General features: G+C 60.9%; 20 protein-coding genes. 6 read left to right on the top strand and 14 right to left on the bottom strand.

Annotated features, from left to right (window positions below):
* Positions 1-88 precede the first annotated feature (88 nt).
* A complete protein-coding gene (gene mtgA / locus ACM6IQ_RS25695) occupies positions 89-811 on the bottom strand; it encodes a monofunctional biosynthetic peptidoglycan transglycosylase (RefSeq protein ID WP_017341288.1) in 723 nt (240 codons plus the stop codon).
* A 74-nt stretch (positions 812-885) separates the two neighbouring features.
* On the opposite strand from mtgA, the gene ACM6IQ_RS25700 reads away from it, so the two are divergent.
* From ACM6IQ_RS25700 to trmB, 4 genes are all read left to right on the top strand, one after another.
* A complete protein-coding gene (locus ACM6IQ_RS25700; RefSeq protein WP_017341287.1) occupies positions 886-1,257 on the top strand; it encodes a DUF423 domain-containing protein in 372 nt (123 codons plus the stop codon).
* Between the two features lie 90 nt (positions 1,258-1,347).
* A complete protein-coding gene (thiS, locus tag ACM6IQ_RS25705) occupies positions 1,348-1,548 on the top strand; it encodes a sulfur carrier protein ThiS (RefSeq protein WP_162491065.1) in 201 nt (66 codons plus the stop codon).
* A 60-nt stretch (positions 1,549-1,608) separates the two neighbouring features.
* Positions 1,609-2,403: a thiazole synthase gene (locus ACM6IQ_RS25710; RefSeq protein ID WP_017341285.1), complete on the top strand. Its 795-nt coding sequence runs from the start codon at positions 1,609-1,611 to the stop codon at positions 2,401-2,403.
* 9 nt (positions 2,404-2,412) lie between these two features.
* Positions 2,413-3,138: a tRNA (guanosine(46)-N7)-methyltransferase TrmB gene (gene trmB, locus ACM6IQ_RS25715; protein WP_414880157.1), complete on the top strand. Its 726-nt coding sequence runs from the start codon at positions 2,413-2,415 to the stop codon at positions 3,136-3,138.
* Between the two features lie 79 nt (positions 3,139-3,217).
* Here the strand turns inward: trmB and ACM6IQ_RS25720 are convergent, their stop codons facing one another.
* The 10 genes from ACM6IQ_RS25720 to ACM6IQ_RS25765 all read right to left on the bottom strand — a co-directional run bounded on the left by ACM6IQ_RS25720 (position 3,218) and on the right by ACM6IQ_RS25765 (position 10,157).
* A complete protein-coding gene (locus tag ACM6IQ_RS25720) occupies positions 3,218-3,541 on the bottom strand; it encodes a DUF3392 domain-containing protein (protein ID WP_017341283.1) in 324 nt (107 codons plus the stop codon).
* Positions 3,542-3,563: 22 nt separating this feature from the next.
* Entirely contained in the window at positions 3,564-4,769 is a 1,206-nt protein-coding gene (gene hemW / locus ACM6IQ_RS25725) for a radical SAM family heme chaperone HemW (protein WP_414880158.1), read from the bottom strand.
* Positions 4,766-5,362, bottom strand: a complete 597-nt coding sequence (gene rdgB / locus ACM6IQ_RS25730) for an RdgB/HAM1 family non-canonical purine NTP pyrophosphatase (RefSeq protein WP_017341281.1) — start codon at positions 5,360-5,362, stop codon at positions 4,766-4,768. Before rdgB ends, hemW begins: the two co-directional genes overlap by 4 nt.
* A complete protein-coding gene (locus ACM6IQ_RS25735; protein WP_017341280.1) occupies positions 5,359-5,793 on the bottom strand; it encodes a DUF4426 domain-containing protein in 435 nt (144 codons plus the stop codon). Before ACM6IQ_RS25735 ends, rdgB begins: the two co-directional genes overlap by 4 nt.
* A 26-nt stretch (positions 5,794-5,819) precedes the next feature.
* A complete protein-coding gene (gene metW, locus ACM6IQ_RS25740; protein WP_017341279.1) occupies positions 5,820-6,440 on the bottom strand; it encodes a methionine biosynthesis protein MetW in 621 nt (206 codons plus the stop codon).
* Between the two features lie 7 nt (positions 6,441-6,447).
* The gene (gene metX, locus ACM6IQ_RS25745; RefSeq protein ID WP_414880159.1) at positions 6,448-7,587 is read right to left on the bottom strand and encodes a homoserine O-succinyltransferase MetX; all 1,140 of its coding nucleotides are present in this window, start codon (positions 7,585-7,587) and stop codon (positions 6,448-6,450) included.
* Positions 7,588-7,714: 127 nt separating this feature from the next.
* A complete protein-coding gene (locus ACM6IQ_RS25750) occupies positions 7,715-8,011 on the bottom strand; it encodes a DUF167 domain-containing protein (protein ID WP_017341277.1) in 297 nt (98 codons plus the stop codon).
* 4 nt (positions 8,012-8,015) lie between these two features.
* On the bottom strand, positions 8,016-8,606 hold the full coding sequence (locus tag ACM6IQ_RS25755; RefSeq protein WP_017341276.1) for a YggT family protein: 591 nt from the start codon (positions 8,604-8,606) through the stop codon (positions 8,016-8,018).
* 10 nt (positions 8,607-8,616) lie between these two features.
* Positions 8,617-9,435: a pyrroline-5-carboxylate reductase gene (proC, locus tag ACM6IQ_RS25760; RefSeq protein ID WP_017341275.1), complete on the bottom strand. Its 819-nt coding sequence runs from the start codon at positions 9,433-9,435 to the stop codon at positions 8,617-8,619.
* Between the two features lie 35 nt (positions 9,436-9,470).
* Positions 9,471-10,157 (bottom strand): YggS family pyridoxal phosphate-dependent enzyme, encoded by a 687-nt coding sequence (locus ACM6IQ_RS25765; protein ID WP_414880160.1) that lies wholly within the window; start codon positions 10,155-10,157, stop codon positions 9,471-9,473.
* Between the two features lie 56 nt (positions 10,158-10,213).
* On the opposite strand from ACM6IQ_RS25765, the gene ACM6IQ_RS25770 reads away from it, so the two are divergent.
* Positions 10,214-11,248, top strand: a complete 1,035-nt coding sequence (locus ACM6IQ_RS25770; RefSeq protein ID WP_017341273.1) for a type IV pilus twitching motility protein PilT — start codon at positions 10,214-10,216, stop codon at positions 11,246-11,248.
* 50 nt (positions 11,249-11,298) lie between these two features.
* Here ACM6IQ_RS25770 and ACM6IQ_RS25775 read toward each other — a convergent pair whose 3' ends face one another.
* Positions 11,299-11,916 (bottom strand): C40 family peptidase, encoded by a 618-nt coding sequence (locus ACM6IQ_RS25775; protein WP_414880161.1) that lies wholly within the window; start codon positions 11,914-11,916, stop codon positions 11,299-11,301.
* 249 nt (positions 11,917-12,165) lie between these two features.
* On the opposite strand from ACM6IQ_RS25775, the gene ACM6IQ_RS25780 reads away from it, so the two are divergent.
* Positions 12,166-12,597: an NINE protein gene (locus ACM6IQ_RS25780; protein ID WP_017341271.1), complete on the top strand. Its 432-nt coding sequence runs from the start codon at positions 12,166-12,168 to the stop codon at positions 12,595-12,597.
* 92 nt (positions 12,598-12,689) lie between these two features.
* Here ACM6IQ_RS25780 and ACM6IQ_RS25785 read toward each other — a convergent pair whose 3' ends face one another.
* Together ACM6IQ_RS25785 and ACM6IQ_RS25790 are read right to left on the bottom strand one after the other, a co-directional pair.
* On the bottom strand, positions 12,690-13,961 hold the full coding sequence (locus tag ACM6IQ_RS25785) for a dihydroorotase (RefSeq protein WP_017341270.1): 1,272 nt from the start codon (positions 13,959-13,961) through the stop codon (positions 12,690-12,692).
* Complete coding sequence (locus tag ACM6IQ_RS25790) at positions 13,958-14,962, bottom strand: aspartate carbamoyltransferase catalytic subunit (protein WP_017341269.1); 1,005 nt, start codon at positions 14,960-14,962, stop codon at positions 13,958-13,960. The genes ACM6IQ_RS25785 and ACM6IQ_RS25790 overlap by 4 nt, the downstream gene beginning before the upstream one ends.
* Between the last annotated feature and the right edge of the window lie 19 nt (positions 14,963-14,981).

Here is a 14,981-nt window from a genome sequence, read left to right on the forward strand (position 1 = left end):
CTCGCGATGGCGTCAGGTCAGTCGGTACAGATGTTGAATAATCTACCGCTATCGCGAGCAGGCTCGCTCACACAGGGGATTTGCGGTGTTATTGGGACCAAGGCGCCCGGCGTGAATCGTTGAGCCCCAGCAGATAGCTATCACCACCTAGCTGACTCATCTGCTGCCGAATCCACCCAGCCCGCCGCGCAACATAATTGGTCGGATGACTCGCGCTCCACACCCTTGGATTGGGTAGAACGGCAGCCAGCAAACTCGCTTGCTGGCGCGACAAAGAACGAGCGCCAACACCAAAGTGATGCCTGGCCGCCGCTTCCGCGCCAAACACGCCGTCATCCCACTCGACGCTGTTCAAGTAAACCTCAAGAATCCGCTGCTTGGGCCAAAACACCTCGATCAACCCGGTAAACCAGGCTTCCAGCCCTTTGCGCAACCAACTGCGCCCGGACCACAAAAACAGGTTTTTCGAGACTTGCTGGCTCAATGTACTGGCGCCGCGCACCGAACCGCCCAGCTCGTTGTGGGCCAGTGCGGCCCGGATCGCACCCAGGTCAAAACCCCAATGCTCCGGGAATTTCTGATCTTCGCCGGCAATCACTGCGACTTTAAGGTCGTCAGATATTTCATCCCAGGGTTTCCAGGTGCGTTGCAGGTCAATCGGCTCCCCGTCGATCCAGGATTCGATCTTGCGCTCGACCATCAGCGCCGTACCCGGTGGCGGCACCACGCGAAAAATCAGAACCAGCAATACGCTGCCACCCGCGAACCAGAGCAGGGCCTTCGTGAATCGTCGTAAAAATAAACGCAGCATAGAGATGGCTTGGCCGAACCCGTTGAGCGGGCCATTATACAGACCCTGTTGATCGAGTCTGACTGGAGTTCTTCATGCTGCGTGGCTTTCTGATGCTGGCCGCTTTTTTCGGCTTCACTGGCGTTGCCCTTGGCGCGTTCGCCGCCCATGGCCTGAAAAACCGGCTGACGCCTGAATACCTGGCGATCTTCCACACTGGCGTCACCTACCAACTGGTGCACACCCTGGCTCTGTTGGGTATAGCGTTGCTGGCCACACAGGTTCAGGGGCGCTTGATCACATGGGCTGGCGCTTCGTTTGCCATCGGTATTCTGCTGTTTTCCGGCAGCCTGTACCTGTTGACCCTGACCGGCATCAGCAAGCTCGGGATCATCACACCCTTCGGCGGCCTGGCATTTCTGGTCGGCTGGCTCTGCCTGGGCCTTGCCGCCTGGCGGTTGAGCTGACCGGGCGGTCCATTTCATGACGAATGGCTTGGGTCGCCAAGACTGATCGGGCTAGAATGCCTGCCCCTAAAAATGATGGCGGCATTCGGCATGCGCATTCAGTTGAACGGCGAATCCCTTGAACTGCCCGACGGTGAAACCGTTGCGGCCCTGCTGACCCGTCTGGATCTGACCGGACGCCGGGTGGCGGTCGAACTCAATCTGGATATCGTCCCGCGCAGCCAGCACGCAGAAACCACGCTGAACGACGGCGATTCCGTCGAAGTGGTGCACGCCATCGGCGGCGGCTAGTCGCCCGGCCCCTAAGGGCACAGAATTCTGCAAGAACCTCACCCCTACAGAGGATTTCCCATGAGCATCGTTCGTAGCGACAAGCCCTTCGTCCTGGCCGGTCGTACTTACCAGTCGCGTTTGCTGGTAGGCACCGGCAAGTACCGCGACATGGAAGAAACCCGCCTGGCCATCGAGGCCTCGGGTGCCGAGATCGTCACCTTCGCCGTGCGCCGTACCAACCTCGGCCAGAATGCGGGCGAACCGAACCTGCTCGAAGTCCTGTCGCCGGATCGTTACACCTTCCTGCCGAACACCGCCGGTTGCTTCGACGCTACCGAGGCAGTGCGCACCTGCCGCCTGGCCCGTGAGCTGCTCGGCGGTCACAACCTGGTGAAGCTGGAAGTGCTGGCGGACCAGAAAACCCTGTTCCCCAACGTCATCGAAACCCTCAAGGCCGCCGAAGTGCTGGTCAAGGAAGGTTTCGACGTGATGGTGTACACCAGTGATGACCCGATCATTGCCCGTCAACTGGCGGAAATCGGCGTTATCGCGGTCATGCCGCTGGCCGGTCTGATCGGCACGGGCCTGGGGATCTGCAACCCGTACAACCTGCAGATCATCCTCGAAGAAGCCAAGATTCCGGTGTTGGTGGATGCCGGTGTCGGTACGGCTTCCGACGCCACCATCGCCATGGAACTGGGGTGTGAAGCGGTGCTGATGAACTCGGCCATCGCCCATGCCCAGCAGCCGATCATGATGGCTGAAGCCATGAAACACGCCATCGTTGCGGGCCGCCTGGCCTACCTCGCCGGCCGCATGCCGAAAAAACTCTATGCCAGCGCCTCTTCGCCGCTGGATGGTCTGATCAAGTAAGAGCCATTGATGACTGAATCAAACGACACGCCAATCCAGACGGAAGAAGGCGACGAGCGCCAACACCGCCGCATCAAGAGTTTCGTGATGCGCGCCGGGCGCATGACCGAAGGCCAGCAAAAAGGCCTGGATCAAGGCACGCCGCTGTTCGTGCTGCCATTGGCCGACGCGCCGGTGGATTACGACCAGGTGTTCGCCCGCTCGGCACCGCGCTCGCTGGAAATCGGTTTCGGCATGGGCCATTCGCTGCTGGAAATGGCCGCGGCCTCGCCGGAACAGGATTTCATTGGCGTGGAAGTGCACCGCCCGGGTGTCGGCGCGCTGCTCAATGGCGTGCTGACTCAGGGCCTGACCAACCTGCGGGTCTACGATTGCGACGCGATCGAAGTGCTCAACCGTTGCATCGCCGACAACAGCCTCGATCGCCTGATGCTGTTTTTCCCCGACCCGTGGCACAAGAGTCGGCATCACAAGCGCCGTATCGTTCAGGCGTCGTTCGCTGAACTGGTGCGCAGCAAGTTGAAGGTCGGCGGTATTCTGCACATGGCCACCGACTGGGAGCCGTACGCCGAATACATGCTGGAAGTGATGAGCGTTGCGCCGGGTTATCGCAACCTGGCGGAAGACGGCAAGTGCGTTCCGCGCCCGGCCGAGCGCCCGATCACCAAGTTCGAACGCCGCGGCGAACGTCTTGGGCATGGCGTGTGGGACCTGAAGTTCGAGAAGCAGTCCTAAGCCCTACGCAATGCAAACTGTGGGAGCGAGACCGGCAAGCCGGTCTCGCTCCCACAGTTGTTTTCGGTTGTAGCTGAAGTCAGCGGCGGTCTGCGACGACGCCGATGAGCACCAATACCACCAACAACACCGGCGCCAGGCTGTAGTTGTTGAACTGGCTCAGGCCTTTGATGATCCACGGCGTGGCGTAGATCAGCGCGAGGCCGCTGCCGACCATGCATACCAAGGCCATCAGCGGGACGCGCAAGGCGCCGGCGATGCTGCCCAGGCGTTGATCGACCCAGCCTTTGATGTCCGCGCCGAACAGCACGAGCAAACAGCCCACCAGCGCCAGCGAGATTTCCGACAGGTTGCTGCGGCTCCAGCGGGAGACGGTGGCGAGCAGGTCGAGTATCAAATCCATTCGTTTTCCCTTAAGGCTGAAATCAGCTCAGAAATTTCTGCAGCAAGTCATTGAGGAACAGTTGCCCGCGCTCGGTGGCCGCCAGACGTGACGGTTCGACCTGCAACAAGCCGCTTTGTTCGGCCTCGAGGCGGCCTTCGGCGAAGCTTTCCAGACTCAGCCCGGTACGCTCCGGGTACAGTCGCGATTCGACGCCCTCGGTCAGGCGCAAGGCGTTCATCAGGAACTCGAACGGCATTTCATCATTGGTCAGTGCCTTCTCGCCAGCCTTGAAGCTTTTCGCCGGGTTCAGGTAGTCCTTCGGCAGGCGCGTCTTCCAGGTGCGCACAATGCGCCCGTCCGGGTGACTGAGCTTGCCGTGAGCGCCGGCGCCGATGCCGATGAAGTCGCCAAAACTCCAGTAGTTGAGGTTGTGCCGCGCCGGACGACCGGGCTGGGCATAGGCGGAGACTTCGTATTGCACGTAACCGTGTTCGGCGAGCAGCGCCTGACCGGCTTCCTGAATATCCCACAGCATGTCGTCTTCCGGCAGCGTCGGCGGCTGGTTCCAGAACACCGTGTTCGGCTCCAGCGTCAGTTGATACCAGGACAAGTGGGTCGGTTTCAGGGCGATGGCCTGACGAAGGTCGCTCAGGGCGTCGTCCAGCGACTGATCCGGCAAACCGTGCATCAGGTCCAGGTTGAAGTTATCGAACCCGGCCTCGCGGGCCATGCCGGCGGCACGTACCGCTTCATCGCCATTGTGAATCCGCCCCAGTGCCTTGAGTTTCTCTTCCTGAAAACTCTGGATGCCGATCGACAAGCGATTGATGCCCAATGCGCGGTAGGCGACGAACTTCTCTTGCTCGAACGTCCCCGGATTGGCCTCCAGGGTGATTTCGATGTCGCTGGCAAACGGGATGCGCTGCTCGACGCCCTTGAGCAATCGGCCCAAGGCTTCGGCGCTGAACAGGCTCGGCGTGCCGCCACCAAAGAAGATCGAGCTCAATTCACGGCCGTAAACGGCGTGCAGATCCTGATCGAGGTCAGCGAGTAGCGCGTCGACGTACTCATCTTCCGGCAGCACCGGGCTGGTGGTGTGGGAGTTGAAGTCGCAATAAGGGCATTTGCGCACACACCACGGGATGTGGATGTACAACGCCAGGGGAGGCAACACAGGCAAGGCCGCCCGGGGCGATTGTGCGGCGCCGCCGAAAATCAGCGGCGACGCGGATGATTCATGGGTCATATCAGGCCTAGACGCTGGCGCAGCAGATCCATTGCACGGGCGCGGTGGCTGATGAGGTTCTTTTCGTTCGGGCTTAGCTCGGCGCTGGAGCAATCGCGCGACGGCACCCAGAACAGCGGGTCGTAGCCAAATCCGTGATCACCGCTGGCTTGGGTCAGGATGCGGCCATGCCACAGACCTTCGCAAAGGATCGGCAATGGATCGTCGGCGTGACGCACCAGGGCCAGGACGCAGACGAACTGCGCGCCGCGCTCGGCTTCCGGCACGTCTTTCAGGGCATCGAGCAGTTTGGCGTTGTTCGCCGCATCGCCCTGGCCGTCGGCATAACGGGCCGAGTAGATCCCCGGCGCACCGCCGAGGAAATCCACCGCCAGCCCCGAGTCGTCGGCCAGTGCCGGCAGACCGGAAATGCGCGCGGCATTACGGGCCTTGAGGATGGCGTTCTCGACGAACGACAGGCCGGTTTCTTCAGGCTCGACGCTGCTGAACTCGCCGATCGAGCGCAGTTGCACCGAGCCGCCAAGCATGGCCTGGAGTTCCTTGAGTTTGCCGGCGTTGTGGCTGGCCAGTACGAGTTGCGTGAAGTTGATCATTCGCCGGGGAAAAGCTCTTGGTTGAAATTGATGGTGTTGATTTTGTCACCGTTCTGCACCTTGATCTCGAAGGTGCGGACTTCCTGCTGATCGACCGGGAACTGCGCGATGTAGTAGATCGCGCCTTGTTCGGTGATCTGTTTGAATTTCAGTGGCACGGACTGGCTGGTCAGGTCTTTGACCGTGCCGCTCACTTGAGCCATCTGCGGCTTGCCATCCTTGAGCACCGAAACGTTGATCACGCCTTGATTCTTGCTGCGGGTGAGCTCCGCGGCCTTGGCGATGTCCGGTGTCAGGAAGGTGGAGTTGAAGGTGTTGTAATGCACCGTCAAATCACCGAACTTTTCCTGACGGTCACCTTTGATGGCATCGGCAGCCATGGCGGTGACGCTCAGGCAGGCAGTGAGTACAAACAGCGCTAGACGACCCATTATCGTTCTCCTTGGAATGTCGTGGTTCAGACCGCGACCTTGTGGTCTTGCAGCCCGGGGCTGCTGACGCGGTAGATACCGATCTCACCTAACAGATTAGGCCATAGCTTACTGGCCCACCCGTGCCGATGCTGTTGATCCACGGCAAGCCGATCAATGACCTTCGCGTCACGTTCGCGACACAATGCTTCAAAGTCTTCGAAGGTGCAGAAGTGGATGTTCGGCGTGTTGTACCAGGTGTACGGCAGAAACTCGGACACCGGCATCCGGCCCTTGCTCGCCAGGTACCAGCGGCAGCGCCAGTGACCGAAGTTGGGGAAGGTGATGATGCACTGGCGACCGACGCGCAGCATTTCGTCGAGGATCTTGTCCGGGTAGTGCACGGCTTGCAGCGCCTGGGTCATGACCACGATGTCGAAACTGTTGCTGGCAAAGTTGCCCAGGCCCTTGTCCAGGTCCTGCTCGATCACGTTGATGCCCTTGGCCACGCACTCGGCGATGTTGTCCGGGTCATTTTCCAGGCCGTAGCCGGTGACTTGCTTGTTGTCCCGCAGCCACGTCAGCAGCTCGCCGTCACCGCAACCGAGGTCGAGCACGCGGCTGCCGGCGGGGATCCATTCCTGGATGATTTCCAGATCAGCTCTCATGGCTTTCTCACAACGTAATGCGGTTCATGTAATTGCTGAACGCCTGCAAGTAGCGCGGGATCGGAATCAGGAAGGCGTCGTGGCCTTGCGGAGCGTCGATCTCGAGGTAGCAAACGTCTTTCTTGGCCGCCATCAATGCGTCCACCAGTTCCCGCGAGCGGGCGGGGGAGAAGCGCCAGTCGGTGGTGAAGGACATCACGCAGAACTTGGCCGAGGCGCCGGCGAAGGTTTTCGCCAGGTCATCGTCGAAGTTCGCCGCCGGGTCGAAGTAATCCAGCGCCTTGGTCATCAGCAGGTAAGTGTTGGCATCGAAACGCCCGGAGAACTCCTCGCCCTGATAACGCAGGTAGCTTTCAACCTGGAACTCGACGCTGTGGAAGTCGTAGTTGAGCTTTTCGCTCTTGAGGCCACGGCCGAATTTCTCGCCCATGGAGTCGTCGGACAGGTAGGTGATGTGCCCGACCATCCGCGCCAGCATCAAGCCGCGCTTGGGGATCACGCCCGCTTCCTGGAATGAGCCGCCGTGGAAGTCAGGGTCGGTGAGGATCGCCTGGCGTGCGACTTCGTTGAAGGCGATGTTCTGCGCCGACAGCTTCGGTGCCGAGGCGATGGCCAGGCAGTGACGAATGCGATCGGGGTACGTGATGCTCCACTGCATGGCCTGCATGCCGCCGAGGCTGCCGCCAATCACGGCGGCCCATTGGCTGATGCCGAGTCGGTCTGCCAGGCGCGCCTGGCTGTGCACCCAGTCTTCCACGGTCAGCACCGGGAAATCGGCGCCGAACGGCTTGCCGGTTTCCGGGTTGACGCTGCTCGGGCCGGTGGAGCCGTTGCAGCCGCCGAGGTTGTTCAGGCTGACCACGAAGAACTTGTTGGTGTCGATCGGCTTGCCGGGACCGATGCAGCTGTCCCACCAACCGGGCTTGCGGTCGTCGGGGCTGTGGAAACCCGCCGCGTGATGGTGGCCCGACAACGCGTGGCAGATCAGCACGGCGTTGCTCGCCGTGGCGTTCAGCGTGCCGTAGGTTTCGTAGATCAGGTCATACGCCGGAAGCGAACGGCCGCAGGCCAGGGCCAGGGGTTCGCTGAAGTGCGCCACTTGCGGCGTCACCAGACCAACAGAATCGGGGGGAAAGGCAGTTGGCATCGACCCTGCTCTCGTTGAAATGAGGCGTAAGTCTAAAGACCGGTGGGGTTAGCGGCAAGCAAAGGCCGGGCCTGATTTTTCCCCCGTAAGACCGAGGCGCGGCCATCGCGGGCAAGCCACGCCTCGGTCAACCTGTCGGGCGCGCCAGATCCGGCAACTCCGGCAGCTTCTTCGGCGAACAGATCCGCACCCGTTTCTGCCGGTTCAACTCGCCGCTGATCAAGCTCACCTGGCTCTTGGACACTCCGAACGCCTTGGCCAGAAACGCTATCAGGTACGCGTTGGCCTTGCCTTCAACCGGCGGCGCCGTCAGGCGAATCTTCAATCGATCCCCGTGCAACCCGCAGAAATCATCGCTGCGGGCTGCCGGTTGCAGATGACACTCCAGAATCAGGTCGTCACCGTCCCAGCGAAAGTAGCTCACCGGGTCAGATCAGCAGACGCAGGATTTCCGGCATCATCGTCATCGCGGCGAGGTTGTTGATCACCAGCATGTCGATCAGCTTCAGCACCATGAACGCCAGGATCGGCGAGATATCCAGGCCGCCAAGGTTGGGCAGGATCTTGCGGAACGGCGCCAGGGCCGGTTCGCAGATCTGGTTCACCAGCTCGGCACCAGGGTTGTGGCTGCCCGGTGCGACCCACGACAGGATCACGCTGATGATCAGCGCGAAGAAGAAAATTTTCAGGAACAGCGCGGTCACGCCAATCAGCGACCAGATCAGCAGTTGCAGCGGGTTGCCGGTGGTGCCGTAGGTCAGCAGCAGGGTGAGGGCCATCAGCGCCAGTTGCACGAGGATCGCCAGCACCAGCGAGGACATGTCCAGGCCGAACATGCTCGGGATAATCCGGCGCAGCGGCTTGAGCAATGGCTGAGTGGCCTTGACGGCGAACTGGCACAGCGGGTTGTAGAAGTTCGCCCGCACCAGTTGCAGCACAAAGCGCAGCAGCACGATCAGCAGGTACAGGCTGCCGAGGGTTTGCAGCACGTAGACCGCTGCAGTGTTCAATCCAATCATGTAAGGCTCCTTATTGACCCAATTGTTCGGCCATCTCGGCCGAGCGGTGCGCAGCGGCGCCGAGTGCTTTTTCTACCAGGGCTTCGAAGCCACCAGCCTGGAACGATTTGATTGCAGCTTCTGTGGTGCCGGCGGGCGAAGTCACGCGACGGCGCAGTTCCGCAGCGTCGACATCGCTGGCAACCGCCATGTGCGCGGCGCCCAGCGCGGTTTGCAGGGTCAGTTGCGCGGCGATGTCCGCCGGCAGACCCAGCTTCACGCCGGCAGCGGTCATGGCTTCGATCAGCAGGAAGAAGTACGCGGGGCCCGAGCCGGACACGGCAGTGACGGCGTCCAGTTGCTGTTCTTCGTTCAACCACAAGGCGATACCGACGGCCGACAGCAGCTCTTGCGCCTGCTGACGTTGCTCTGCGGTCACTTCGGCAGTGGCGAACAAACCGCTCACGCCCTGGCGCAGCAGCGCCGGAGTGTTGGGCATACAGCGCACGATCGGTTGGGCGCCGAGCCAGTTGTTCATGCTGGCGCAGGTGATGCCGGCGGCGATGGACACCACCAGTTGATTCGGTTTCAAGCTTGGGCGAATCGCTTCGCACACGGCTTTCATCGCCTGGGGTTTGACCGCCAGCACGACCACGTCCGCGCCTTGAATGGCCTCGGCGTTGTCAGCGAATACTTCAATGCCTTGTTCGGCGTTCACTTTGGCGCGGGTTTCAGCGCCCGGATCGCTGGCGCGGATCTGCGCGGCGTCCAGACCTTTGGCGCGCAGGCCGCCGATCAGGCTGGCGGCCATGTTGCCGGCACCGATAAAGGCAATACGAGTCTTGCTCATGTCAGGTCCTTATAAAGAGTGGTGTCAGCCATTGTTCAAGGCTGGCTGTAGTCGCGGGCACCAAACAGGGCCGTTCCGATGCGGACCCAGGTGGCGCCTTGGGCGATGGCCGACTCGAGGTCGTGGCTCATGCCCATGGAAAGTGTGTCGAGCGGCAGGTTCAGGCTGGCTTGCAGGCTTTGCACGGCAGCAAAAGCAGCGTCCTGGGCGGCGCGATCTTCAGTCGGCTCGGGAATCGCCATCAACCCGCGAAGCTTCAGGCGCGGCAGTTCGCTGATGGCGTGGGCCAGGGCGGGCAGGTCGGCCGGGGTGCAGCCGGATTTGCTGGCTTCACCGCTGACGTTGACCTGGATGCAGATGTTCAATGGTGGCAGATCGGCAGGACGTTGTTCGGACAGGCGTTGTGCAATTTTCAAACGATCCACGGAATGCACCCAGTCGAAATGCTCGGCGATAGCGCGAGTCTTGTTCGATTGAATGGGGCCGATGAAGTGCCAGATCAAGGGCAGGTCGGTCAATTCGAGCTGTTTGCCCAAGGCTTCCTGCAAGTAGTTCTCGCCAAAGTCGCGCAGGCCGGCGGCGTGGGCTTCACGCACGGCGTCAGCGGGCTTGGTCTTGCTCACGGCCAATAGCTGGACGCTGTGCTCGTCACGGTGGGCGGCAAGGGCGGCAGCCCGGATGCGTGAACTAACCAGTGCAATGTTGTCTGCTATCGTGGACATTCAAGAGGCGCCAGCGGTCTGAGGTTGGCGGCATTCTACTGGAATTGAGGAGTGCTATGGATATCACTGAACTGCTGGCGTTCAGCGCCAAACAAGGCGCGTCCGACTTGCACCTGTCGGCAGGCTTGCCCCCGATGATTCGCGTCGACGGCGATGTGCGGCGCATCAACCTGCCGGCTCTGGACCACAAGGAGGTGCACGAGCTGATCTACGACATCATGAACGACCTGCAGCGGGTGGACTTCGAGAAGCATCTGGAAACCGACTTCTCATTCGAAGTCCCCGGCGTGGCGCGTTTTCGGGTCAATGCCTTCAACCAGAACCGTGGTGCAGGCGCCGTATTCCGGACCATTCCGTCCAAGGTCCTGAGCATGGAGGACCTGGGCATGGGGGAAGTGTTTCGCAAGATTACCGAAGCGCCCCGCGGCCTGGTGCTGGTGACCGGACCGACCGGTTCCGGCAAGTCCACCACATTGGCGGCGATGATCGATCACCTGAACAACCATCGCCATCATCACATTCTGACCATCGAAGACCCGATCGAATTTGTCCACGAGTCGCGCAAATGCCTGATCAATCAGCGTGAAGTCCATCGCGATACCCGCAGTTTCGCCACGGCGTTGCGTTCGGCGCTGCGGGAAGACCCGGATGTGATCCTGGTGGGGGAGATGCGGGATCTGGAGACCATTCGTCTGGCGCTGACCGCTGCCGAGACCGGTCACCTGGTGTTCGGCACGCTGCACACCACGTCGGCGGCGAAAACCATCGACCGGGTGGTGGATGTGTTTCCGGGGGACGAGAAGTCGATGGTGCGTTCGATGCTGTCCGAATCATTGCTGGCGGTGGTGTCGCAAACGCTGGTGAAGAAGATCGGCGGGGGCCGCATCGCGGCGCACGAGATCATGCTGGGGACATCGGCGATCCGTAACCTGATCCGCGAGGACAAAGTGGCGCAGATGTACTCGTCGATTCAGACCGGCGGGAATCTGGGGATGCAGACGCTGGATATGTGCTTGAAGGATCTGGTGACCAAAGGCTTTATCAGTCGCGAGCACGCGCGGGAGAAGGCGCGGTCGCCGGATAATTTCTGAGGCTCAAAAGCAAAAGATCGCAGGCTGCGATCTTTTGATCTTGTTTCAAATCAGCGCTGAACAACCTGCAGAGTGTTCTTCTCTTTCGGCAGAACCCGCTTGGCAACCACGTAGTGGCTTTCCCAGTACGGTTTCTTCAAGGTGTCGATGGTCACCGACTTGCCGCGGCGTGGCGCATGGATGAAGCGGTCGTTGCCCAGGTAGATGGCAACATGGTTGACCCGACGGCTCTTGATGTTGAAGAAAATCAGGTCGCCCGGCTTCAGATCCTTGCGATCGACTTTCTCGCCATGACCGCTGGCCATGGCGTTCGAAGTGCGCGGCAGGTCGAACGTGGCGTCGTTGAACGCGTATTTCACCAGGCCGCTGCAATCGAACCCTTTGCTTGGGCTGCTGCCGCCCCAACGGTAAGGTGTACCGAGGACGTTCACGGCGCGGCTCAGCACATTGCTGCTTTCCTTGGTCGCCATTGGCGGGACAAGGCTGCTTTTGCTGGCCAGCTGCGGGGCGCGTTTTACGGCTTGTATGTTTTTGCTCGAAGGAGCAGAAGCATGGGATTTGGGGGTGTAACCATTAACGTTAGGAAGACGTTGCTCACGATTGGTGGCGTGGGCGGCCAGTGGCATCAAAAGGCAAATGGTTAGCCATGTCTTGAAAAATGGACGCATTAGGCAAGGCTCATATTGGTTAGCGCGCAACTTTATAACAGCTTTTTTGGGCCTTCCGAGGCCGTTGGTCGATTCAAACGGCGTGCAACGGAACCAAATAAGCGTTAAATGGACGCAATTGTCGGACAGAACTCAGTTGCTACAGGGGTTTGACGGCAGACAAGGTAGCACCTGCCATACGTCGGCTACTCGTAAAAAAGTCACAAAGATTTAAAGAATATTTATCTATCGTGTGAATTGAGGTCATCCATGAACACCTATCAACACCCCGTTCCGCATCAGGACACCCACAGCAAAGTGATCGGATACCTGCTGTGGATTTTCGGTTTTACCGGGGCGCACCGCTTCTATTACGGCAAGCCGGTGACCGGGACGATCTGGTTTTTCACCTTCGGTTTGCTGGGCATTGGCTGGCTGATCGACATCTTCCTGATCCCGGCGATGGACCGTGAAGCCGACCTGCGTTTCACCGCGGGGCCGATCGAATACAACGTTGCGTGGATACTGCTGACGTTTCTCGGTGTGTTCGGCGTACACCGCATGTATCAAGGGAAGTGGATCAGCGGGTTGCTGTACCTGGTGACGGGCGGGTTGTTCTTTCTGGGGGTCTTGTATGACTTCTGGACGCTGAATGATCAGGTGTCGGTTCGCAACGCTCAGAATCGCGGCACTTTCCAGTAAGTCATCGCCAGCAGGCTGGCTCCCACGGGGGATTTGTGTTGTTCACAGATCCTGTGGGAGCTAGTCCTGCTAGCGATTGGGACAACCGGGTATCAAGCCTGGTGGCTGATCCGCCCGTCCACCAGGGTGTAACGCACCACGCCAGGCAGGCTATGCCCAATGAACGGGCAATTCTCACCCTTGGACAACCAGGTTTCACCGGCCACGGTCGAAGCCGTCGGGTCAAACAGCACGATATCCGCCGCGCCACCCACTGCCAGCTTGCCTGCCGGCAGGCGCAAGGCTTCTGCAGGACCGGCGCTCAGACGTGCCAGTAATGTCGGCAGATCCAGCAAACCATCCTCCACCAGCGTCATCGCCAGCGGCAGCAACAGTTCAACACTGCTGATTCCCGGTTCGGTCGCACCGAACGGCGCCAGTTTGGCGTCCCGCTCATGTGGCTGGTGATGGCTGGAAATGGCCGAGACCACCCCTGACTTCACCGCTTCACGCAGGCCGTCGCGGTCGGCGCGGGTGCGCAGCGGCGGCTGGACGTGATAGAGGCTGCTGAAATCGATCAGCGCTTCATCGGTCAGTATCAGCTGATACAGCGCGACATCGGCCGTCACCGGCAACCCTCGGGCCTGAGCCTGAGCGATCAGGGCTACGCCGCGAGCACTGGTCAGCTGGCTGAAGTGCGCACGCACGCCGCTTTGCTCGACCAGCAGCAGATCCCGGGCCAATGCCACGGTTTCGGCGGTTTCCGGAATGCCCGGCAAACCGAGGAAACTGGCGGTCGGGCCTTCATGCGCCAAGCCACCTTCGGCCAGATCATGGTCCTGGGAGTTGAATATCACCGTCAGGTCGAAGGTCGCCGCGTACTCCAGCGCACGGCACAGCGTGCGGGTGTTGCGGAAGCTTTCCAGGCCGTTGCCGAACGCCACGCATCCGGCATCGCGCAACGCAACCAGCTCTGCCAGTTGCTCACCGTCCAGACCCTTGCTCAGCGCGCCGATCGGGAAGACTTTGGTGTTGCCGGCTTCGCGGGCGCGGTCGAGGATCAGTTCGGCCACGGCCGAGGTGTCCAGTACCGGTTTGGTTTTCGGCGGGCAGCACAGGCTGGTCACACCACCGGCCGCGGCCGCGCGGGTTTCACTGACGATCGAACCTTTGCGGCTGTAACCCGGCTCGCGCAGGGCGACGTTGAGGTCAACCAGGCCAGGAGCGGCCACCAGGCCTTGGGCATCAAGGGTGTCGACGGCGACGAAACCGGCCGGTGCGGCGCCAATGGCGACGATCTTGCAGGCTTCGATATGGATATCAGTCACTTGATCCAGCCCGCTGACTGGATCGATCACGCGGGCGCCGAGAATGCTGAGCTTCACTGGGCGTTCTCCTGCTCGAATTGGCGCTGGGCAGTCTGCCCGCTCATGGCCATGGACAACACAGCCATACGAATGGCGATGCCGTAGGTCACCTGGTTGAGAATCACCGAATGCGGGCCGTCGGCCACCGCCGACTCGATTTCCACGCCGCGGTTGATCGGCCCCGGGTGCATGACGATGCAGTCCGGCTTGGCGCCGGCCAGGCGCGCAGTGGTCAGGCCGAACAGGCGGTAGAACTCGCCTTCGCTCGGCAGCAGGCCGCCAGCCATGCGCTCGCGTTGCAGGCGCAACATGATCACCACATCGACGTCTTTCAGGCCTTCGGCCATGTCGGTGTAGACCTTCACGCCGTACTGCTCGATGCCGATCGGCAGCAGGGTTTTCGGCGCGATCACGCGAATATCCGGGCAACCGAGGGTTTTCAGCGCCAGCATGTTCGAGCGCGCGACCCGGGAGTGCAGGATGTCGCCGACGATGGCCACCGAAAGGTTTTCGAAACCGCCCTTGTGGCGACGGATCGTCAACATGTCGAGCATGCCTTGGGTCGGGTGGGCGTGACGGCCGTCGCCGCCGTTGATGATCGCCACTTGCGGGCACACGTGTTCGGCGATGAAGTGCGCGGCACCGGAATCACCGTGACGCACGACGAACATGTCGGCGGCCATGGCTTCCAGGTTGCGCAGGGTGTCGAGCAGGGTTTCGCCCTTGCTCGCCGACGATGTCGACACGTTCAACGTGATCACGTCTGCCGACAACCGTTGGGCCGCCAGTTCAAAGGTCGTGCGGGTGCGTGTGGAGTTCTCGAAGAACACGTTGCACACGGTCTTGCCGCGCAGCAGCGGGACCTTCTTCACGGCCCGGGCGCCAACTTCGAGGAACGAGTCCGCGGTGTCGAGGATCTCCGTCAACAGTTCGCGGCGCAAACCGTCGAGCGAGAGGAAGTGGCGCAGCTGGCCCTGATCATTGAGCTGCAGCGGGCGCTTGGTTTCTAGAGGCGTCATCGCGAGGGGGACTCTCAAT

The organism is Pseudomonas sp. IT-P100 (genome assembly GCF_949767185.1).
Taxonomy (GTDB): Bacteria; Pseudomonadota; Gammaproteobacteria; order Pseudomonadales; family Pseudomonadaceae; genus Aquipseudomonas; species Aquipseudomonas fluorescens_B.